The 20401-nt window shown below is 57.8% G+C and carries 23 protein-coding genes and 1 tRNA gene; 16 read left to right on the top strand and 8 right to left on the bottom strand.

Features of this window, described 5'->3' with window-relative positions; genetic code table 11:
- Positions 1-58: 58 nt before the first annotated feature.
- Both CFA77_RS02325 and CFA77_RS02320 read left to right on the top strand, forming a co-directional pair.
- Positions 59-952 carry an acyl-CoA desaturase gene (locus CFA77_RS02325; RefSeq protein WP_206992090.1) on the top strand — a complete coding sequence of 298 codons (894 nt, stop codon included), beginning with the start codon at positions 59-61 and terminating at the stop codon, positions 950-952.
- Positions 953-1148: 196 nt separating this feature from the next.
- Positions 1149-1910 carry a vWA domain-containing protein gene (locus CFA77_RS02320; protein WP_206992089.1) on the top strand — a complete coding sequence of 254 codons (762 nt, stop codon included), beginning with the start codon at positions 1149-1151 and terminating at the stop codon, positions 1908-1910.
- A 118-nt stretch (positions 1911-2028) separates the two neighbouring features.
- Here CFA77_RS02320 and CFA77_RS02315 read toward each other — a convergent pair whose 3' ends face one another.
- Positions 2029-2808: an SDR family NAD(P)-dependent oxidoreductase gene (locus CFA77_RS02315; RefSeq protein ID WP_034817023.1), complete on the bottom strand. Its 780-nt coding sequence runs from the start codon at positions 2806-2808 to the stop codon at positions 2029-2031.
- A gap of 65 nt (positions 2809-2873) precedes the next feature.
- Between CFA77_RS02315 and CFA77_RS02310 the strand changes: the two genes are divergently transcribed.
- The gene (locus CFA77_RS02310; RefSeq protein ID WP_206992088.1) at positions 2874-3275 is read left to right on the top strand and encodes a YkvA family protein; all 402 of its coding nucleotides are present in this window, start codon (positions 2874-2876) and stop codon (positions 3273-3275) included.
- Positions 3276-3279: 4 nt separating this feature from the next.
- Positions 3280-3933, top strand: a complete 654-nt coding sequence (locus CFA77_RS02305) for a lysoplasmalogenase (RefSeq protein ID WP_206992087.1) — start codon at positions 3280-3282, stop codon at positions 3931-3933.
- Here CFA77_RS02305 and CFA77_RS02300 read toward each other — a convergent pair.
- Positions 3930-4766 (bottom strand): TauD/TfdA family dioxygenase, encoded by an 837-nt coding sequence (locus CFA77_RS02300; RefSeq protein ID WP_034817019.1) that lies wholly within the window; start codon positions 4764-4766, stop codon positions 3930-3932. The two genes, CFA77_RS02305 and CFA77_RS02300, sit on opposite strands and share 4 nt — an antisense overlap.
- 136 nt (positions 4767-4902) lie before the next feature.
- Here CFA77_RS02300 and CFA77_RS02295 point away from each other — a divergent pair, with 136 nt between their 5' ends.
- The 8 genes from CFA77_RS02295 (at position 4903) to CFA77_RS02260 (ending at position 12230) form a co-directional block, all read left to right on the top strand.
- Positions 4903-6066, top strand: coding sequence for a phosphoserine transaminase (locus CFA77_RS02295; protein ID WP_206992085.1), 1164 nt, complete (start codon positions 4903-4905; stop codon positions 6064-6066).
- 10 nt (positions 6067-6076) lie between these two features.
- A complete protein-coding gene (locus CFA77_RS02290; protein ID WP_206992084.1) occupies positions 6077-6469 on the top strand; it encodes a contact-dependent growth inhibition system immunity protein in 393 nt (130 codons plus the stop codon).
- A gap of 4 nt (positions 6470-6473) precedes the next feature.
- Positions 6474-8069 (top strand): phosphoglycerate dehydrogenase, encoded by a 1596-nt coding sequence (gene serA / locus CFA77_RS02285; protein ID WP_206992083.1) that lies wholly within the window; start codon positions 6474-6476, stop codon positions 8067-8069.
- 112 nt (positions 8070-8181) lie between these two features.
- Positions 8182-8769, top strand: a complete 588-nt coding sequence (locus CFA77_RS02280) for a flavodoxin family protein (RefSeq protein WP_206992082.1) — start codon at positions 8182-8184, stop codon at positions 8767-8769.
- Between the two features lie 67 nt (positions 8770-8836).
- Positions 8837-9418, top strand: a complete 582-nt coding sequence (locus CFA77_RS02275; RefSeq protein ID WP_206992081.1) for an acyloxyacyl hydrolase — start codon at positions 8837-8839, stop codon at positions 9416-9418.
- A gap of 79 nt (positions 9419-9497) precedes the next feature.
- A complete protein-coding gene (locus tag CFA77_RS02270; RefSeq protein ID WP_206992080.1) occupies positions 9498-10964 on the top strand; it encodes an NAD(P)/FAD-dependent oxidoreductase in 1467 nt (488 codons plus the stop codon).
- Between the two features lie 173 nt (positions 10965-11137).
- A complete protein-coding gene (locus CFA77_RS02265; protein WP_206992079.1) occupies positions 11138-11518 on the top strand; it encodes a hypothetical protein in 381 nt (126 codons plus the stop codon).
- A 466-nt stretch (positions 11519-11984) separates the two neighbouring features.
- A complete protein-coding gene (locus CFA77_RS02260) occupies positions 11985-12230 on the top strand; it encodes a hypothetical protein (RefSeq protein ID WP_206992078.1) in 246 nt (81 codons plus the stop codon).
- 43 nt (positions 12231-12273) lie between these two features.
- On the opposite strand, the gene CFA77_RS02255 is transcribed toward CFA77_RS02260, so the two are convergent.
- Both CFA77_RS02255 and CFA77_RS02250 read right to left on the bottom strand, forming a co-directional pair.
- A complete protein-coding gene (locus tag CFA77_RS02255; protein ID WP_206992077.1) occupies positions 12274-13215 on the bottom strand; it encodes a hypothetical protein in 942 nt (313 codons plus the stop codon).
- Positions 13124-13867: a hypothetical protein gene (locus CFA77_RS02250; protein WP_206992076.1), complete on the bottom strand. Its 744-nt coding sequence runs from the start codon at positions 13865-13867 to the stop codon at positions 13124-13126. The genes CFA77_RS02255 and CFA77_RS02250 overlap by 92 nt, the downstream gene beginning before the upstream one ends.
- 323 nt (positions 13868-14190) lie before the next feature.
- Between CFA77_RS02250 and CFA77_RS02245 the strand changes: the two genes are divergently transcribed.
- The 4 genes from CFA77_RS02245 to CFA77_RS02230 all read left to right on the top strand — a co-directional run bounded on the left by CFA77_RS02245 (position 14191) and on the right by CFA77_RS02230 (position 19049).
- A complete protein-coding gene (locus CFA77_RS02245) occupies positions 14191-14811 on the top strand; it encodes a hypothetical protein (protein WP_206992075.1) in 621 nt (206 codons plus the stop codon).
- A gap of 158 nt (positions 14812-14969) precedes the next feature.
- Positions 14970-16262: an adenylosuccinate synthase gene (locus CFA77_RS02240; protein ID WP_206992074.1), complete on the top strand. Its 1293-nt coding sequence runs from the start codon at positions 14970-14972 to the stop codon at positions 16260-16262.
- Positions 16263-16355: 93 nt separating this feature from the next.
- Complete coding sequence (locus tag CFA77_RS02235; protein ID WP_206992073.1) at positions 16356-16799, top strand: PA2169 family four-helix-bundle protein; 444 nt, start codon at positions 16356-16358, stop codon at positions 16797-16799.
- 162 nt (positions 16800-16961) lie between these two features.
- Positions 16962-19049, top strand: a complete 2088-nt coding sequence (locus CFA77_RS02230; RefSeq protein WP_206992072.1) for a catalase — start codon at positions 16962-16964, stop codon at positions 19047-19049.
- A gap of 64 nt (positions 19050-19113) precedes the next feature.
- On the opposite strand, the gene CFA77_RS02225 is transcribed toward CFA77_RS02230, so the two are convergent.
- The 4 genes from CFA77_RS02225 to cpdR all read right to left on the bottom strand — a co-directional run bounded on the left by CFA77_RS02225 (position 19114) and on the right by cpdR (position 20253).
- Positions 19114-19389: a hypothetical protein gene (locus CFA77_RS02225; RefSeq protein ID WP_206992071.1), complete on the bottom strand. Its 276-nt coding sequence runs from the start codon at positions 19387-19389 to the stop codon at positions 19114-19116.
- A 65-nt stretch (positions 19390-19454) separates the two neighbouring features.
- Positions 19455-19529: transfer RNA gene (locus CFA77_RS02220), tRNA-Val, on the bottom strand.
- Between the two features lie 44 nt (positions 19530-19573).
- Positions 19574-19894, bottom strand: a complete 321-nt coding sequence (locus CFA77_RS02215) for a hypothetical protein (protein WP_034816980.1) — start codon at positions 19892-19894, stop codon at positions 19574-19576.
- Positions 19894-20253, bottom strand: coding sequence for a cell cycle two-component system response regulator CpdR (gene cpdR / locus CFA77_RS02210; RefSeq protein ID WP_034816978.1), 360 nt, complete (start codon positions 20251-20253; stop codon positions 19894-19896). Before cpdR ends, CFA77_RS02215 begins: the two co-directional genes overlap by 1 nt.
- Positions 20254-20401: the final 148 nt, after the last annotated feature.

Raw genomic sequence — 20401 nt, 5'->3', positions numbered from 1 at the left:
GCTGGACACTCAGGAAAATCAAGGCCCACAGGATGTGAGGCTCTCAGGAGGACACTCAATGACGCTGCCGCGTTCGCTCGCCATTCCCAAGACGTGGAAGAATTTCAATTATGCGAGCTTCTTTTCAGCCTTCGGCTATCCGGCACTCGGCCTGGCGCTGTTCATCACCATGATCGTGCTTGGCGTTGCCCTGAGCCAATTGACCTTCCATTGGTGGTACGTTCCGCTAGCCATCGCCGTGATCGGCGCATCGATCTTCGTTTGCAATGCCGGCATCGGGCCGCTTCACCGCATCCTTCAGCATCGCGCAGGCGAACTGGCAATGCCCGGCCAGATCGTGACCATGATCAATCTCGTGATTGCCATGCAGGGCAATGTGAAGGACTGGGTGAACTATCACTCCCAGCACCATCGCTTTTCAGACAAGCCCGGTGATCCCCACAACCCATTCGAGTCCAAGCGCTGGGCCTGGGTCGGCTGGATCCTTTGGCGTGATCACCGCGACACTCAGCGCCCTCTGGCAATGTGGTTGAAGAACCAGCCAGCTGTAGTGTGGATGGACCGTTTCTATAATGAGATCAGCCTCGTCGTTCATCTCGTGATCCCGGCGGCGATCTATCTGATCGTCTGGGCCGCTGGTGGCTCATTGCTGCTAACTGCGCTGATTCATGCATCGGTTGTGATTGGCCGCGCCATTCAGTTCCACGCCACGGTCTATGGCATCAACGTGCTGGGCCATCTGAAAACCCCAATCTGGGCTGACCATATGATGGCGCTGTTGACTGGCGGCGAAGCCTTCCACGACCATCACCACGACCAGCCCATCAGCGCGCTGCACCGTCCGCGTCGCGGCGTCTGGAACCGGATTGTCGACTATAATGGCACGATCCTTCTGGTCATGGAAAAGATCGGGTGGGTGCGGAATCTGAAAATCGCGCCCCAGTTCGCCTAAACTTCCAGCTCGGAAATCCTACGCCTATAGCAGCCAATATGAACAGCTGCTCATATTCACCGGGTGCGGACAGTCGTTCGCACCCGATTTCCTTTCTAACAACGCGTTAATGCCACATGTGTGCCCGATTTCGCCCGGAGATTAACATGCATCAGGCCGGGTGGCCCGATGTAGATTTCTGGACAGGGACGCACGCATGAAAAAGCTCATCACAACACTCGCCGCCGGCGCAGCCGCCATCGCCCTGATGGGGCCAGCCTCCGCCAAGATACCCGCACCGGAGCCGGACGATGATCCGGGGGCGGTGCATTCCTATATCCTGCTCGACCGAACAGGCTCAATGAGCAGCATCTGGGATGAAGCCCTCACATCCGTGAATGCGTATGCTGCGAGCGTTGGCGAGGCCGATGAAGGGGAAATCGAAGGTAGCGACATCAAAACCGATGTGACGCTGGCCATCTTCGATTTTCAGGAGAGCATGCAGTTTGATGTCTTGCGCGAGAAAGTTGGCGCCGAAGACTGGACGGATGTTACCAATGAGGAAGCCAATCCGCGGGGGATGACGCCCCTGTTCGACGCAATTGGCCGGATGGTATCGCTGGCCGAGGCTGACGACCCGGAAAAGGCTGTGATCGTGATCATGACGGACGGCCTGGAGAACTCATCTCGAGAGCTTACCCGCGATGGTGCCAAAGCTGCGCTCGACAGGGCCGAGGCAAAAGGCTGGGAAGTTGTCTTCCTCGGCGCAGAATTTGCCCGCTTTGACGATGCCGAAGCCGTCGGTGTTTCCGCCTCGAAAACAATGGCGGTGGGCCAGGGCTCAATGCGAGACTCCATGTCGGCGCTGGCCAAGAAATCCCGCGCCTATGGCAAGGGCGAGGAAGCAGAAATCATCTTCAATGACGAAGATCGCGCAATTGCTGACGAGGAAGGCGTTAAACAACGCAAGGGACAGTAAAGGGGACGACCGGGAGCCGGGCTCCCTTTCCGTCCTCGTAGCCCGCTTCCATTAAAGAGGCCCGCCCCCGAGAACCGGGAGCGGGCCTTTGAAGCGTTACTGAGACGGCGTGAGCCGATCAGCGCGGAGCCATGCGAATGGCACCGTCGAGGCGAACGTCTTCGCCATTGAAGTAGCCATTGCTGAGCATCTCACATGCGAGTGACGCATATTCGTCCGGGTTACCGAGACGAGCAGGGTTTGGCACCGAAGCGGCAAGCGCCTGTTTCACATTGTCAGGTGCGCCCTGCATCAGCGGGGTGTTGAAGATACCCGGCAGGATCGTGTTGACGCGGATCAGTTCGCGAGCAAGGTCGCGCGCGATTGGCAGGGTCATGCCGACAACACCGCCCTTGGAGGCGGAGTAGGATGCCTGGCCCATCTGGCCGTCTTCAGCAGCAACAGACGCCGTGTTCACAATTGCGCCGCGCTCACCGTCGATCGGATCCAACGTCATCATGCCAGCCGCAGACTTCGCGATGCAGCGGAAGGTGCCGACAAGGTTGATCTGGATAATCATGTTGAACTTGTCGAGCGGGAAATGGGTGATCTCACCTGTTTCCCGATTACGGCTGGCCGTCTTGATGGCATTGCCCGTACCGGCGCAATTGACGAGGATGCGTTCCTGGCCAATGGCAGCGCGGGATTTTGCAAAGCCAGCGTCCACAGATTCTTCGTCAGTCACGTTCACCTTGCAGAAAACGCCGCCGAGTTCCTTGGCGAGAGCTTCGCCCTTCTCCTCATTGAGATCAAAAAGGGCGACTTTGACGCCCTGCGATGCCAGCTTACGGGCGGTTGCAGCACCAAGGCCAGACGCGCCACCTGTAATAACGGCAGAGATATTCGAGTTCAGTTCCATGGGCTGCTGCCCTCCCTTGTTTTTGTTGATACACTGTTGGTCTATAGTGCTGACAGGAGTTCGCAATGTCTGACGCAGCGGAAATTATCAACATGGTCAAGGACGCCGAGGGACGGTTCACACCGCAATCGGTCGAGCGCCTTGAACGCAATACGAGAGGGCTCGTGCCCAAGCTGCTGCGCGTTGCCGGAAAGATACCGTTCGCGGATGACCTTGCGGCAGCTTATTTCGCCGCGCGCGATCCTGACACGCCACTCAAGGCAAAAGGCGTTCTGTTTGCCGCCGGCGCCTATTTCGTAATGCCAATTGACTTGCTGCCGGATTTCCTGGCCGGGCTCGGTTTTACAGATGACGCAACCGTGCTGGCCACGGCACTGGGCATTGTCGGCATGCATGTGAAAGACGTGCATCGCGGAATGGCACGACGCCTGCTCCGCCTGCCGGAACCAGTCAAGCGCGCAGACTGATCCAGTGACACTTCCAACTGGCGTCCTGCTCGCATCGATGGTCCTCGGCGTCCTGTACGGCACGGCCTTCTGCTGGCGACCGCACAGCCTGCTCAAGCTGATCGTGAAAACCGGCTCCACCGCCCTGCTGGCGCTGTGGGCATATTTGCTGGGCGGCCCAGTCCTGCTGGTGGCCGGGCTCGCCGTCAGTTCTCTTGGTGATTTCTTCCTTGAGGCAGACGAAAATGACAAATTCCTTCTGCCTGGCATGGGCGCGTTCTTTGCCGCGCATGTCACCTATATCGCCCTGTTCTGGGCGCTGCCCCAGGCCGACCGGACCCTGTTGATCCTCGCAGCACAGATTGGCTTGATCGCCTGCGGGGTCGTTTTCATTCGCTGGCTGGCGCCGTGGGTCACAAAGGGCATGCGTCTGCCGGTGATCGGATATGGCGGCATCATCCTGATGATGGGCGCTGCCGCCCTGAGGCTCGAGCCCGCTTATCTTCTTGTCCTGCTGGGCGCGCTCATGTTCATCGCGTCAGATGTGATCCTGTCATTTCAATTATTTGTCAGGCCAGCGGACGCGCCGAAGCCCGCCCTGCCCTCTATCGCGCTCTGGTTTCTCTATTATGGCGGTCAGGCCCTGATCGCCTGGGGCGTGCTCAGCAACCTCGCCTAGCGCGGCTTGTCACCATTGATCGTCGCCCGGCGCATGTGGCGGCGATGACCGTGATAATCATTCAGCGCATAATGCCAGACACAGCGATTGTCCCACATCGTCACGTCGCCTTCCTGCCAGCGCACGCGGCACGTATTGCGCTCTTCCCGTGACAGGTCGAACAAATAGTTGAGCAGCGGCCGGCTTTCCTTCCGGCTCCAGCCCGCAAAGCGCAGCGTGAAAGCGGGGTTGATGAACAGGCCCTTGCGGCCCGTCTCGGGATGCGTGCGGATGACGGGGTGTTCGTATTCCGGCGCATCGGGCGCGGCTTTGGCGTCCATCGACTGGCGCACGGCAGCGGAATAGCCATCCGCGCCGTATTCCTTGCTGGCCGTATGGATGGCGGTCATGCCTTGCAGCGTGGCCTTCAGCCCATCGGACAGCCGATCATAGGCGGCCTGCTGGTCTGCGAATAACGTGTCCCCACCATAGGGCGGCACGTCGATGGCGTGCAGGACCGAGCCGAGCGCTGGCTCCTCAAGGAAGCTCATGTCGGAATGCCAGCCGCCACCGAAATTGGTTTTCTCGTCCGGCTCCTTGATGATCTCCATCAGTTCCGGATGGTCATCCATGCCCTTCACGTAAGGGTGAATGTTCAGCGTGCCGAAGCGGCGGGCAAAATCCTTCTGCTGGTCTGGCGACAGGCCATGCTGGCCGCGCAGAACAATCACCTTGTGATCCAGGAAAGCCTGATGGATCTCATCGAAATCGGCATTGGACAGCCCAGCGAGCAGGTTTGCTCCATGGATTTCGGCACCCAGAGTGCCCGACAGGCGGTGAATGGTGAGGGTCATGAGCCGAAGTGAAGCACCCCGCTGCACCAGACGCAATAATGTCATTTGCGCGTCCCATGGAAATGTGAGACAGACGCGGCGGGCCAGGCGCCCCCAACGGTGCCCAGCCTATCTGTGAGGATAGGAGTAAAAACAGATGACGAATGTCGCCAAACCCGGCGTGCTGCCAGCATGCCCGCACTTTTCTTCCGGTCCGACTGCAAAGCGTCCCGGATTTTCCCTCGAAAAACTTGAAACCGCCGCACTTGGCCGCTCTCACCGTTCCGGTGACGCGAAGAAGAAGCTGAAAGCCGCGATTGACCGGTCGAAAGCCATTCTCGGTATTCCGGACGATTATCGCGTGGCGATCGTGCCTGCGTCTGACACCGGCGCCGTAGAGATGTGCATGTGGTCCATGCTGGGCGCAAAGCCCGTGGACGTGTTCGCCTGGGAAAGCTTCGGCCAGGACTGGGTCACCGATGCCACCAAGCAATTGAAGCTGCCTGATTGCGAAACCTACGGCGCCGACTATGGCGCGCTGCCGGATTTCTCCAAGGCGCGCGATGATGCGGACATCATCTTCACCTGGAACGGCACGACCTCTGGTGTGCGCGTGCCGAATGCAGACTGGATCAAGCCGAACCCGGACCGTGTCGTGATCTGCGACGCGACCTCTGCCGCCTTCGCGCAGGACATTGAATGGGCCAAGCTCGATGTCGTGACCTATTCCTGGCAGAAATGCCTTGGCGGGGAAGCGGCCCACGGCATGCTGATTCTGTCACCGAACGCCGTCCGCCGTCTCGAAACCTATACGCCGGATCGCGCCCTGCCGAAGCTGTTCCGCATGACCAAAGGCGGCAAGCTGAACGAGGACCTCTTCGCAGGCGCCACGATCAACACGCCAAGCATGCTGTGCGTGGAAGACTATCTTCAGGCGCTCGACTGGTGCGAAAGCCTCGGCGGCTGGACCGGCATGAAGGCCCGCTCCGACGAGAGCCTTGCGCATCTCACGGACTGGGTCGCCAAGACCGACTGGGTCGATTTCCTCTGTCCGGATGCGGATGTCCGCTCCAATACGGGCGTGACCTTCAAGATCGTTGATCCCCGCGTGGCCGGTCTCGACGAGGACGCCCAGCGCGCTTTCGTGAAGGCCATGATGAAACGGCTCGAAACCGAGAATGCCTGCTTTGACGCGGCTGGATACGCCAAGGCCCCTCCGGGACTGCGCATCTGGTGTGGCGGCTCGGTGGAACCATCCGACGTCGCCAAGCTGACGCCCTGGCTTGACTGGGCCTTCGCCCAGGAAGCTGCAACACTCTGAGGGTTACCCAATGGCAACGCTTGAAGAGCTTTCTGGCTCACGCTGGCCCGATCCCGAGTCGGATGCGACGCCGCTTGTTCGAAAGTGTGCGAAGTACGTCAAAACTGATGTATCCATGCTCACTAACGAAGGTGTTCGCTTGCTGGTCGGTCAGCGGATTCATCTGAAACATCTGCTTCCCGTGGCCCTTGGACGATTGATGTCGGACCCTTGGCTGGAAGGCGATATGTATCCCGGCGATCTTCTGAAGAACGTTGTCGGTTGCGCGGAAGAACCTGAAGCTCTGAATTTTCGAAGCCAAATTGAAGACGTCGCAAGAGTAGCTCTTGCTGCAGACATTCCCGAATTTATGCCTGACGAACTCATGTCAGGACTCCTGAAAATATTGAAAAGAGAAAATTAGACCAATGCCCAAAGTCCTTATCGGAGACAAACTCTCTCCCGCCGCCGTGGAAATCTTCCACGCGCGTGGCATCGAAACCATCACAAAGACCGGTCTGAACACGGAAGAACTGATCGCGGAAATTCCGGAATATGACGGTCTCGTCGTCCGCTCGGCCTGTAAGCCGAATGCGGACGTCATCGCCGCCGCCAAGAACCTGAAAGTCATTGGCCGCGCCGGTATCGGCGTTGACAATATCGACATCAAGGCCGCCACCGCCAAGGGCGTGGTCGTCATGAACACGCCCTTCGGCAACGCCATCACGACGGCCGAACACGCCATTGCGATGATGTTCGCCGCTGCCCGCCAGATCCCTGCCGCGAATGCCGAGACGCAAGAGGGCAAATGGCCGAAGTCTGGCTATATGGGCACGGAAGTTTCCTACAAGACACTCGGCCTGATCGGCTGTGGCAATATCGGCAGCCGTGTCGCGGAACGCGCCATCGGCCTGAAGATGAAGGTCGCTGCCTATGATCCGTTCCTGACGGACGAACGCGCCGTGGAACTGGGGGTCGAAAAGGTTGAACTCGAAGACCTGCTCACTCGCGCAGACGTCATCACGCTACACGTTCCGCTGACGGAGCAGACCAGGAATGTCCTCTCCCGCGAAGCGTTGGAGAAGACAAAGAAAGGCCTGATCCTGGTCAACTGTGCCCGCGGCGGCCTTGTCGACGAGGAAGCCGTGAAAGATCTGCTCGAAAGCGAGCATATCCAGGCCGCTGCCTTTGACGTGTTTGCGGTGGAGCCCGCCAAGGACAATGTGCTCTTCGGCACAAAGAACTTCATCGCCACGCCGCACCTTGGCGCGGCAACGGCCGAGGCGCAGGAGAATGTTGCCCTGCAGGTCGCCGAACAGATGTCGGACTATCTGCTCTCCGGCGCCGTGACCAACGCACTCAACATGCCGTCGATCACGGCCGAGGAAGCCCCCCGCATCAAGCCTTTTGCAGCGCTCGCGGAAAAACTCGGCAGTTTTGCAGGCCAGATTTCGGATTTCGGCTATGATGAAGTCGTCATCGAATATGAAGGCGAAGTCGCTGACCTGAACCGCAAGCCACTCACGGCGGCCCTGCTGGCTGGCCTGCTGCGTGCCTCGCGCGGTGATGTGAACATGGTGTCCGCCCCGGCAATCCTTGCCGACAGCGGCGTCAAGCTGACCGAGACCAAGACCGAGGACAGCCCGGTCTATGACAGCCTGATCCGCGTCAAGGTGAAGACCAAGGCAACGAAGAACGCCCCCGAGGGCGGCTGGCGCACACTGGCCGGCACGATCATCGCCGGACAGCCCCGCATCGTCGAAGTGAAGGGCATGGCGCTGGAAGGCGATTTCTCGCCGGTCACGCTCTACGTCAACAATCTCGACAAGCCGGGCTTCATCGGCGCGCTTGGCCAGTTGCTGGGCGAGGCGGGCATCAATATCGCCACCTTCCATCTGGGCCGCACGGCGGCTGGCGAGGAGGCGATTGCGCTGATTGGCATTGATGCGGTGCCACCCGCAGACATGATGGAGACGCTCGAGGCCTTGCCTCAGGTACGCTATGCGAAAGTGCTGACCTTCTAGTAATTCAGGCCGGCTTTCATACCGGACTTGCATAAATCCTATTCGAATGGGGCGGGCTGATCCGGGGGATCGCCCGCCCTATTTGCTCCTTTCACCACGAAAGGACATCCTCATGACCAAGATCGCTATCGTATATCACTCCGGCTATGGCCACACGGCCAAGGTTGCCGAACATGTGCGCAAGGGCGCCACAACCACCGGCACCGAGGTCACGCTCTACAAGGCCGAAGATCTCGCCTCCCCCGACACCGGCCCTTGGGACGAGCTGGCTGCGGCCGACGCCATTATCTTTGGCGCGCCGACTTATATGGGCTCCGCCTCAGCACCAATGAAACAGTTCATGGATGCCTCGTCCAAGGCCTGGTTCACCGATGCCTGGAAAGACAAGATCGCCGCAGGCTTCACCAATTCCGGCTCTCTGGCCGGCGACAAGTCCGGCACGCTCGCCCAGTTCGCCACGCTCGCCGCGCAGCAAGGCATGATCTGGGTGAATTTCGGCATGAAGTCCGGGTTCAATGCTTCGGGCCACGATTTCTCGGAAGCGCTCAACCGCGCTGGGCATTCCAATGGACTCGCCACACAGGCCCTCACCGATCTGTCCGCCGAAGATGGGCCCGATGCGGCTGATCTGAAGACGGCGGAATTGTTCGGTGAACGTGTCGCAAATGCCACCCAACGCTGGGCGCGAGGAAAAAGCTGACGGAACGCGCTTGACGGTGCCGCATTGACTTCCATCTTTGTGTATTAACGTTAATTCGAGGTAATGTATGAACCGCGCCGCCATTTTGCTGTTTTCCGCCACAACCGTCTTCGCCGGATCCGCGCAGGCCGATATTCTGAGCGAAGCCCGGCTGGGCGTGATGCAGGAAAATATCTGCGTCACCGACTGCAACAATGCCAATAAGGAGCCCGGCCAGAACATCAGCGCCGAGCTCCTTTTCACATCTCCGGAGTTTCTGGACCTGATCTGGAGTCCCAAGCCCTATGTGATGGGCAGCCTGAGCACCAACAGCAATACAAGCTTTGGCGGCGTCGGATTGCATTGGTCCTTCCCTTTCTCGGACAAATGGTCCTTTGAACCGAGCGTGGGCTATGTGCTGCATGATGGCGAACTGAACAGCCCCTTCCCGCAGGGCAGCCCGGAAGGTGATGCGTTCACCGAAGACCATGTCCTGCTCGGGTCACGCGACCTGTTCCGCACCACGTTTGGTCTGCACTATGACATCAACGAGGCCTGGGGCGCAGAGCTGCTCTATGAACATCTCAGTCACGGCCAGATTCTCGGCAATGGCCGCAATCAGGGCCTGGACAATATCGGCGTGCGCATATCCTACAAATTCGACAGGTAAGGCTCGCGCGGCGGAACCCCTTGTGAAACGCAGGTATCGTGACACTCTTCTCCCATAAAAATAATGGGAGGATACACGCATGCCGGACAAGCATATCGTCATCATCGGCGCTGGCCTGGGCGGACTGACCGCCGCCATCAAGCTGCAGGAAGCCGGCTACGACTTCACGATTCTGGAACAGGCAGACCGGGTCGGCGGCACCTGGGCGCAAAACACCTATCCGGGATGTGCTTGTGACGTTCCCGTCGCTGCCTACCAGCTCTCCTTTGCGCAGTCGATGAACTGGACGCGCGTCTATCCGCAGCAGCCCGAAATTCAGGCCTATGCCGAGGAGATCACAGATCGTTTCCAGTTGCGCCCGAACCTCCGCCTGAACGAGGCTGCGGAAAAAGCCGTTTGGGACGAAGACACGAAGAAATGGACCGTCACCACAGCGAAGGGCGACACGCTAGAGGCGGATGCTGTGATCGGCGCGCTGGGGCAGCTGAACCGCCCCTTCTGGCCGGACATTCCCGGCAAGGACAGCTTCAACGGACCGGTGATGCATTCTGCCGAATGGGACCATTCGGTTGAACTGGAAGGCAAGCGGATCGGCATTGTGGGCTCTGCCGCCAGCGCGGTGCAGATCATTCCCGAAGTCGCCAAGACCTGCGCCAAGGTCGGCGTGTTCCAGCGCTCGCCCAATTGGGTGATCCCGCGCAATGACCGCTTCATTGCGCCGGAGGAAATGGCGCTGATGTTCACCATCCCGGAAAAGGCGATGGAATTCGCGGAAATGAACCGCAAGCTGATCTATGAGAATGCCGACTATTTCTTCTGGCAGGCTTTCGAATGGACACCTGAAGGCCGGGCCCATTTCACGCGGCTGGCCACTGATCACCTTCAGGAACAGGTCCCTGATGAAGAGATGCGCAAGAAGCTGACGCCGGACTATCCGGTCGGCTGCCGCCGTATTCTGATTTCAGACGACTATCTCACCACGCTGATGGAACCGAATGTCGACCTTGTCACCGAGCACATCGCGGAGATCGTGCCGGAGGGCATCAAGACGGTAGACGGCCAAGTGCATGAATACGACGTGATCGCCTTTGCAACAGGGTTCGAAACGACGGGCTGGCGCTGGTCTGTCGACGTGATCGGCCGCAATGGCGTGACGATCGCAGATCAGTGGGACGACGGCCCGGAAGCCTATCTCGGCATCACCGTGAACGGGTTCCCGAACCTCTTTGTCCTCTACGGCCCGAACACCAATCTCGGCCACAACTCCATCACCTTCATGCTGGAGCGTCAGGTCGAATACACGATTATGGCCCTGCAAGCGCTGGACGAGAAAGGCGCCGCCGCCCTCGTACCGACCGAAGCGGCCCAGGAGGCCTTCAACAAGGATCTGCAGGAAAAGCTCTCGAAAACGGTCTGGGCCGATCCGGCCTGCAACAGCTGGTACAAGACCGGCTCCGGCAAGATCACCCAGAACTGGTCCGGCCACACCCGCGCCTATGCCGACGCCGTCGCCGAGGTGAAGCTGGAGGATTATGAGCTGGTGTGAGGGGCTTGAGGGTGACTTGGAACCTCAGGCGAACCAATGCTCGGGAGACCGGTTCATCCCGAAAGGCGACACTCGATGAAACTTTCCTAACGGCAGCTTCTGGTCAGGCGGGGACATAGGGGTTTCAATTGATAAGGTTGAACTGGGTGTAGTCAGCAAATAGACGATCTGACATGGAGTATGTCCCCGTTTCGAAATCCGAAGACCAAGAACTGCCGGTTCCAGCCGCGTGGAGACCGGCGTTAGGAGCGTTGGCGGATGCCATGGTGGAGAAGACGGCGCTCGACCCTATTGAAGGCTTTGTAATCAGCGCCATCGAAGACGGTGACCTTGAGATTAGTCGCAGTAACATTGAAGATTACCCAGACAAGCTCGGTCCCTTGACCAAAGAAAGTTGGAAATCTTCGATTTGCGTTTGGGACGGCAGGTGCTGGGAAGTGCTTGTGGACCTGACGACAGATGGTGGAGACGTCAGCGACTTGGTAATGCACGCAAAAATCACTGAGTGTGGGGATGATTATTTCATAGAACCCGGATTAATTTATGTCCCATAACGTCCGCTGACGCCGAAAGCGGCCTTTAGGCGCTCGTATCTCTCTTGATTAATTGTTCATTCAAAAGATGCGACGCTTCTCTGTGCGCCGTCGAAACGCTGTCGTAAATGCCACCGAGGTTTTGCGAGAGCTCACTCCAATATCGGACGTCTTCTTCCTCATCATAGCGCAACTTAGACACGTACACGTAAAACCCGGCGCTCCCGACCTTGACGATCGAGACGATGGTCTCGCCACCTTTCGTTTCGAAGGTTGCGCATTCATTGGGCCGAGGTTGTCGAGGTTTAGCGATCCCTGTCATTGTGAATCTACTACACCAATCGAACGTAGCGTGGATCCCGATGTACGCTTTACGCCGAAAGCGGACCTCCTACTTGGCTTCACTCAACAGAAATGTTTATTCGCGAGAATGGGCAAGCAAATGAATCTTCCTGATCGATGGGCAGCGCTATCGCCGGAAGAGTCCATGAAATTCACGAATGAGCTACACCGTGAAGTTTGTGGTGCTCACATTTTACACGCAACGCCGATGAAGGCCGTGGCGAGATTGAACGGAAGAGATGATTTCCTCTTTTGTGGTGCGGACGTGATTGCTCCTTGTTATGTCGTTCACCTCACTTGGCGAGAGGAGCGATCGCCAGATTTTCCGTGGGTCACCGAGTTTTCCTCTCTCAGTGATTTCAATCACAATTGGAAACGCATTTGGGATTGAATGAGCGAGAAAGCTAATGTCTACTTAGACGCCGAGAGCTGCCCTACCGCTTGCGGGCTTCAGACAAGATAATTTCTTTAAGGTGGCTCATCGGTATCAATCGCTCGCGATCAGATGAATCTACATTTACACGCAACTCAACGGCGTTGATTTTCTCGATCATGCCGGCCTCTCCCAACTCATTGTCTAGCGCTGTGATTAGAGCGTCTCTCTTATCCGCGGCGTTCGAAATCTCGTGAATGTCGGAATGCAGAATTAGGTCGAACATGCCATCATCAAATTTATGGACCTCGAATAGCCAACCATTCGCATTGATGCTCACCCTATCAGGTCCCCATTGAAACTGACGGCTCCATCGTTTCGGTGGTCGAAAAGGCAAAATCATCCAAGTCGATGGAGCGTCCATCTCAAGAAGTTGTTCGCGATTTCTCTTACCGGTCTCAGTAACCTTGGACCCTGACAGCGCCAGAAAGTGCTTGGAACCATTCGTATCAAACGGACCAATTTCCCATCTGGGAATGTCCAAAATCAGCAAATGCTCTCCCAGTAGCTGAAACAGCCTGCGGTCTCGCCTAATGCTGCGAAGTTCTTCTTCGTGCTGCAGGAACCAATCCCAAAAGTGTTCGGCTGTCGGCATTCGCACTGCTCGTTGTTCTAAGTGGTAATCAAGTAGCGACATTTTTTTATAAATGCCAACGTCCGTTCTGACGCCAAGAGCAGTCATCGGTTTTTGATCGCCGAAAGGCGGGTTAGGGCCAAAAGCCGCCGGATGGTGCTGAGATTCTAATGTCTGGCTTTGCGCCCTTTTCGGAATCTGCGAGCGGCCGTTGTGGGGCGAGAATAGGACTCTCTCCGATGATCGCCTGTGAGCTCTCAAAGTGCTTTCGGGCGCTTTAGAGAAGGCCACCTTCTGGCCAATTACGCCAATTTGTATTTCCGGCTTCGCCGATTGAAAACTTGTTGGGGTCTCCAGTTTGAACGACATTGGCGAGTTTACTGAACGTGGCAACCTCACTTGGTTTTTGCCCGTTGGCTAAATCTGGGTGCTGCCAATCATCGAGAGTAATCAAATGCGGCAGTGAATTAGGGAGATTTGTTTTCCGCTCCGTTTGCGAGGCAAGTAACAGCTCTCGGTGTTGTTCGGCGAGCAGTCTGCATAGTTCGTGAACAGCTGGCCGATCAAACTCCAAGCGGATGCCGGCCGCCTCATACTCTGGGTTTGACGGAAGCGGAATAGATTTGCCTCGAATTATAACCTCACCCGATAACGCGACTAGCTCTGGATTTTCTTCGTCGATCCAGTCGTCGTTCTCTATGGGAAAGAAACTTCTGAATTCGTAATTTTGATTGTGTTTAAGGTAGTTGTTGTAAGCCTCGTCGCTAGCATAGTTGGATCGAGGGTTTCTGTTCTCAACTGACGAGGCAATTGTCTGCACACTCAGGTCAGGTTGACCAGCTCTGGGTGAAAACCCAAAGATCTCGAAAACGAATGCCCAGTCTCGATCGTTGCAAAAAACCGATAAGCGCGATGCGGCCAGATATAAGTTTCCATTGTCGAGCATTGGGAACTGAAAGTTGTCCGCCGCGTCATCGAGCAGTCTCAGAACTTTTCGTTTCTTCTTTTTGTTCCCGAACATGCGATCTCCGCTTCGATCCGAACGCAGAATAGATCCATCATCACAAAAAGCAAAATGCTTACATGTGCTTCAATGAAGATTGCGAGCGGCCATTTTAGGGCGACTTAAGTCATTGGTTTCTGTAGCGCGATCGATGACGAAGGGTCAAAATTGATCTGATCAAGCGCGAATCCTTACGTCTGGAAATGCGCCCAAAGCAGAAGATACGAACAAAGCCTCCACCTCATGAAATTAGCGAGGATTTGTCCTCTCCTATCGCCCCCGCTCACGAGGATAAGCGTCCCCCAGTTCGTCTGACGCACATCGCCCTCACACTTGGGCCCATGAGTGTTGACCGGTCTTTCCTCAGCATGGGGCTGGAAGTTGCCGAGCGCGCGCTGACCGATCTGGTCGCGCGCGACAATCTGCATTTGCGGCCCGAAAAGATGCCGCGCACGCGCCGTGCCAAGGCAAATGGCCGATTGAAACAAATTGAACAGATCGTCCGGCGGCTGCTCACCCTCATGGCGCTCAGCCTGCACATCGTGTTCGCGCCGCCGCGCAAGCGTGCGCCAGCCCCAGACCTGCCGGAAGGCGTCGAACTGGTCACCTTCCCCGGTATGGCAGACCCCTGTTTCGCGCTGCTGCCCCGTGCGGGCGGCCCATTTCCGTCTGGACCGGTTATGGACACTTTCGGGACCTCTTATGGACCACAAGGACCGGTCCCGACCGCAAGACTGCTCGCGCGCATCCGGGCGATCCGCCGCGTCCTGAAATCCACGGACAGCGCCGCCAAGCGCCTTGCCCGCTCCCTCCAGCGCCTCAAGGCCAGCGGCGAACCAAGGCCCATGGCGAGACATGCACACAGCGCGTTCCGGCTGTCCCCGGAACTCGGGGCGCTTTCCACGGCCCTGCCGGGGCTCCTCACTGCCTCGCTTGAGGCGACATGGGAGGAGTCCGGCTGAGGCCCCTCCACATGCAGATAGATTGCCGGAGCGCAGGCCGCGTGTCCGGATAGGGGCGCATCCGCGCCCGCCTGCGACAAAGGGATTTCATTCCCCCCTCTTGCAATTGGTGGCCAAATCCTGCCCATGTCGCCGCGGACTTTGCAGGAGCAGGAATCATGGCCGGAGTAGTGGTTGTCGGGGCCCAATGGGGCGACGAAGGCAAGGGCAAGATCGTCGACTGGCTGTCCAGCCGCGCCGATGTGGTCGTCCGCTTTCAGGGCGGGCACAATGCCGGCCACACGCTCGTCATTGACGGCAAAGTGTTCAAGCTTGCGCTGCTGCCCTCCGGCCTCGTGCGCGGCGGCAAGCTCTCGGTGATCGGCAATGGCGTCGTGGTGGATCCCTGGCACATGCTGGAAGAGATAAAGGGCATCCAGGCCCAGGGCGTCGAAGTCACGCCTGAGACGCTCGTGCTCGCCGACAATGCCTCGCTCATTCTCCCGTGGCACAAGGACATCGACGCCGCCCGCGAAGGCGCGCTCGGCGCTGGCCAGATCGGCACCACCAAACGCGGCATCGGCCCGGCCTATGAAGACCGCGTCGGCCGCCGCGCCATCCGCGTCGCAGACCTTGCAGACCCCGCCGCCCTCGACATGAAGATCGAGCGCCTGCTGGCGCATCACAAGCCGCTGCGCATCGGCGTTGGCTTGCCAGAACCAGACGGCGCCGAGCTGAAAGCAGAACTGCTCAAGATCGCCGACCAGATCCTGGCCTATGCCAAGCCGGTCTGGAAACTGCTGGACGAACAGGTCCGCGCAGGCAGTCGCATCCTGTTCGAAGGCGCTCAAGGCGTGATGCTGGATGTTGACCACGGCACCTATCCCTTCGTCACATCGTCCAATGTGGTGGCAGGAAATGCCTCTGCCGGCTCAGGCGTTGGCCCTGGCGCAATCTCCTATGTGCTGGGCCTCGCAAAGGCTTACACGACCCGTGTTGGCTCAGGTCCCTTCCCCACCGAACAGGACAATCAGATCGGCGAACGCCTCGGCACGGTCGGCCGCGAAGTCGGCGTGAACACGGGCCGCGCCCGCCGCTGCGGCTGGTTTGACAGTGTGATGGTGCGTCAGGCCTGTGCGACCTCCGGCGTTACCGGCCTCGCCCTGACCAAGCTCGACGTGCTGGACGGCTTTGACGAGATCAAGGTCTGCGTCGCCTACAGGCTGAATGGCGAGACGATTGACCACTACCCTGCCGGCCTGACCGACCAGGCCGCTGTAGAGCCCGTCTATGAGACGCTTCAGGGCTGGAAAGGCTCAACCGCCGGTGCGCGATCCTGGGCGGACCTTCCGGCAGAAGCGGTCAAATATGTGCGCCGCCTCGAAGAACTGGTCGGCAAACCGTGCGCGCTGGTCTCCACGTCGCCGGAGCGCGAAGACGTAATCCTGATGAAAGACCCGTTCGAGGGCTAAGCGCCTTTGATCATGTCCGTCATTTAAGGTTTTCTATCTGGAACTCATGCCTTGTCTCTCTGTTGGTCAGGACAGACAACGAGGAGTTTCCAAATGACCGACACAATCAACAAAACCGAAATTGACGCCCTCAATGACGTCACCAAGGTACTGATCGACAGCCGCAAAGGCTACGAAAAATGCGCTGAACTCTCAGATGAGAGTTTTGCGTTTCGTACCCAGTTCCAGAAGCGCGCCAGTGATCGCGCAGCACTGATCAGCCGCTTCCAGCAGCAGGTCCGTACTCTCGGCGGCGAACCCCAAACTGAGGGTGGTACGCTTGGGTCTCTTCATCGCGCCTTGACCGAGTTCTCGTCCATGTTTCAGGACGACAGAAAAGCTGCCCTTGAGGCGATTGATGACGGCGAAGAACACCTGGCCGACTCGATCAAGGATCGCCTTGAAAAGTCCGAAGTCCAGGGCCAGTCCCGCGCCCTTCTGGAAGAAGCCTATTCGAGCGCCCGCTCTGGCGAAGCCTTTGCGGACAGCTTGAGCTGAATACAGGCATAGCAGAAATTTTGCGGGGCGGTTCTGTTTTCTGGAGCCGCCCCCTTTCATTGGATTCCCTCGAAGGGGGATGAAAGCCGCATATGCGAGGAACCAATGAGCCCGTCGCGCAGTTGATTAGAACACCCTCCAACCAGCAGATGGATTTCTCTCATGTCCGACAAACCAGACCTTTCCCTCGACGAGGGCGGCGCACCTCATCAGTCAACTGAGGATGGCTACGAGACCATGACCACCCAGCAAGGCGTGCCCATTGCCGACGACCAGAACCATCTGAAAGCGGGCGCGCGCGGACCGATGCTGACCGAAGACTTCATCTTCCGTGAAAAGATTTTCCACTTCGACCATGAGCGCATTCCTGAACGCGTCGTGCATGCCCGCGGCTACGGTGCGCATGGCTATTTCGAGACACTGGATACGCTTGAGGACGTCACCACGGCAGACATTTTCCAGAGAAAAGGTGAGAAGACCAATGTCTTCGCCCGCTTCTCTACTGTGGCTGGCAATAAGGGCTCGCCCGATCTTGCGCGCGATGTGCGGGGCTTTGCCGTGAAGTTCTACACGAAAGAAGGCAACTGGGATATTGTGGGCAACAACATTCCTGTCTTCTTCATTCAGGACGCCATCAAGTTTCCAGACCTGATTCATGCGGCCAAGCCGGCACCAGACCGGGGCTTTCCGCAGGCCCAGACAGCACATGACAATTTCTGGGATTTCATCTCCCTGTCTCCGGAATCCATGAACATGGTCATGTGGATCATGTCCGACCGGACCATTCCCCGTTCCCTGCGGTTCATGGAAGGCTTCGGCGTCCACACATTCCGGTTTGTGAATGCCGAAGGCAAAGCAACCTTTGTGAAGTTCCACTGGAAACCAAAGCAGGGCCTGCAATCGGTAGCTTGGAACGAAGCCCTTAAGATCAATGGCGCCGACCCGGACTTCCACCGCCGCGACATGTGGGATGCCATCCAGATGGGCGACTATCCGGAATGGGAACTCGGTGTGCAATTGTTCGACGAGGAATTTGCCGAGAATTTTGAGTTCGACGTACTGGATGCGACCAAGCTCATTCCGGAAGAACAAGTGCCCGTCCGCATTGTCGGACGCATGGTCCTGAACCGCGTCGTCGACAATTTCTTCGCTGAGACTGAACAGGTCGCCTTCTGCACACAGAATATCGTGCCCGGCGTCGACTTCACGGCCGACCCGCTGCTGCAGGGCCGTAACTTCTCCTATCTCGACACCCAGTTGAAGCGCCTTGGTGGCCCGAACTTTACACATATCCCGATCAACCGTCCGCAATGCCCGATGCGCCATTTCCAGCAGGATGGCCATATGGCGATGGAGAATCCCAAAGGCCGCGCCAATTACGAACCGAACAGCTGGGGACCGGAAGAAGGCGGACCGCGCGAAGATCCCGCCAAGGGGTATCGATCCTATGCCGAGCCGGTTGGCGGAGAAAAGACGCGCCTGCGCCCGGAATCCTTCGCCGATCATTACAGCCAGGCCCGCCAATTCTATGTGAGCCAGACCAAGGTCGAGCAAAAACACATGGCAGACGCCCTGACCTTCGAACTCAGCAAGGTTCAGAAGATGGAAATCCGTCTTCGCATGCTGTCTCACCTGCTGAACATCGATGAAGACTTGGCGAAAAAAGTGGCGGATGGCCTCGGCGTAACCGACATGCCGCCAGCGGCTGATCCGGCCAGCCCTCCCATCACGGACTTGCCTGCTTCCGATCCCCTGAGCATCCTGAAGAACGCTCCAGACAGTTTCGCAGGCCGAAAACTGGGTATCTTTGCTACGGACGGCGCGGATGCAGACCTCCTGAACGCGCTGAAGGAGGAAGTGACCTCCGCTGGCGGCATGACGATGCTGATCAGCCCGAAAGTGGGCGGCATCACACTCAGTGACGGGTCGCACATGGAGGCCGACGAGAAAATCGATGGCGGTCCATCGGTCCTCTTCGATGCCGTCGCCCTGCTGATCTCCGAAGAGGGGGCAGACATGGTCAAGAACGACGCCCCTAGCCGGGATTTCGTGGCCGACGCGTTCGCGCATTGCAAATTCATCGGCTATGTCGAAACGGCCCAACCTCTCATGGAGAAGGCCAGCGTCTGGGATGCGAAGGATGAGGGCTGCGTCGCGCTCAGCAAGACCGGAGATGTGCCCGGTTTCGTGAAGACACTCGGCAAGCTCCGCCATTGGGATCGCGAACCGATGGTTGACCTTGACGGCTAGGACAAGGCCCCTGCCCCGGAATTGAAACGAACATGAAGGAAGGCGGCCAGTTCGCCTTCCTTTTTTATACGTCCATCATACGGCGGACCCATTTCGTGGTGCCTTCTTCCATCCCTTTGAATTTGGGCAGGGAGTCCAAGCGACCGACGAACAGGGCGTCCGGCTGGGCTAGGCGTTTGACGTGGTGGTAGAGTCTGGACTGCGTCTCCGGCGTCGAAACAAGAAACAGACGTTCATCCAGCTTCCTGGTCATCAGAGAGATATTGGAGGCCTGCAGCATTTTCCCGCCGGTGTAATAGACCACAAACATATCGGCGTCCGGCAAATCTGGATCAATCATGGAAACATCCCGTCATTTTTTAAAACAACGCGGCAGGTTTCAGGAGGTTTCGGAAGACTTCGGAATGGTGGGCGGTACAAGGTTCGAACTTGTGACCCCTACGATGTCAACGTAGTGCTCTACCACTGAGCTAACCGCCCGATCCATTCGGAAGCAGGGGTAATGGATAATTCAGCGCGCGCCGTCAAGCCGGGTTTGGCGGTGTAACGACGCAGAGCGCAATTTTCTGCAGTATTGGCTCCGGTGTCGCAGGATCTTCGGCAAAAAACCAGACTTCGCCAAACGGATCATTTGCGGAAAAGGCATGTCCCTCAAACTCGAAAGACAACCAATGTCCAAGCTCCGAGGGCGTAAGAGACACTATGTTCGCGCCATCCAGAAAATTCAGGCGCAGCATGCATTCATCCATACTCATCGCAGCCGGCGCATCAAAGAAGTGCCGGCCAGCGTCATGGGATAGGGATTTCAGCAGCTTGGGAGGCTCAATGTCGGAGCCCCGCCCCATCAGGCCGCCATCACCTTGTCGACCTCATCCACGATTTCGCGGAGATGGAAGGGTTTGGACAGCACTTTCGCGCCTGCAGGTGTCGGAGCCCCGGAGGAGAGCGCCACGGCGGCAAACCCCGTAATGAAGACGATTTTCATCGCCGGGTCGAGTTCGGCGCCCCGGCGTGCCAGTTCGATTCCATCAAGGCCGGGCATGACAATATCGGTCAGCAGCAGATCGAACACTTCGCGCTCCAACGCGGACAACGCGCTTTCGCCGTCAGCGTAATCCTGGATCTCGTGTCCGGCGCGACGCAGAGCGGCGGCCAGGAACAAGCGCATGGAATCGTCATCTTCGGCCAGCAAAATCTTGGTCACGCGGAATACCCTCTTCTCGGTAGAACCCTAAGCATAAAGACGCAGTTCGGTAAATCAGGCGTGAATATCTGCGGACTTAAAGTCGGAAATTACTGCGGGCACCGGCTGGATTCTCGTGAAAAGGCTTGACCTTCAGGCAAACAAAGAA

The organism is Hyphomonas sp. KY3, from assembly GCF_017309975.1.
Taxonomy (GTDB): Bacteria; Pseudomonadota; Alphaproteobacteria; order Caulobacterales; family Hyphomonadaceae; genus Hyphomonas.
The sequence above is the reverse complement of the archived record's forward strand: the minus strand, read 5'-3'. Positions and strand labels throughout refer to the sequence as shown.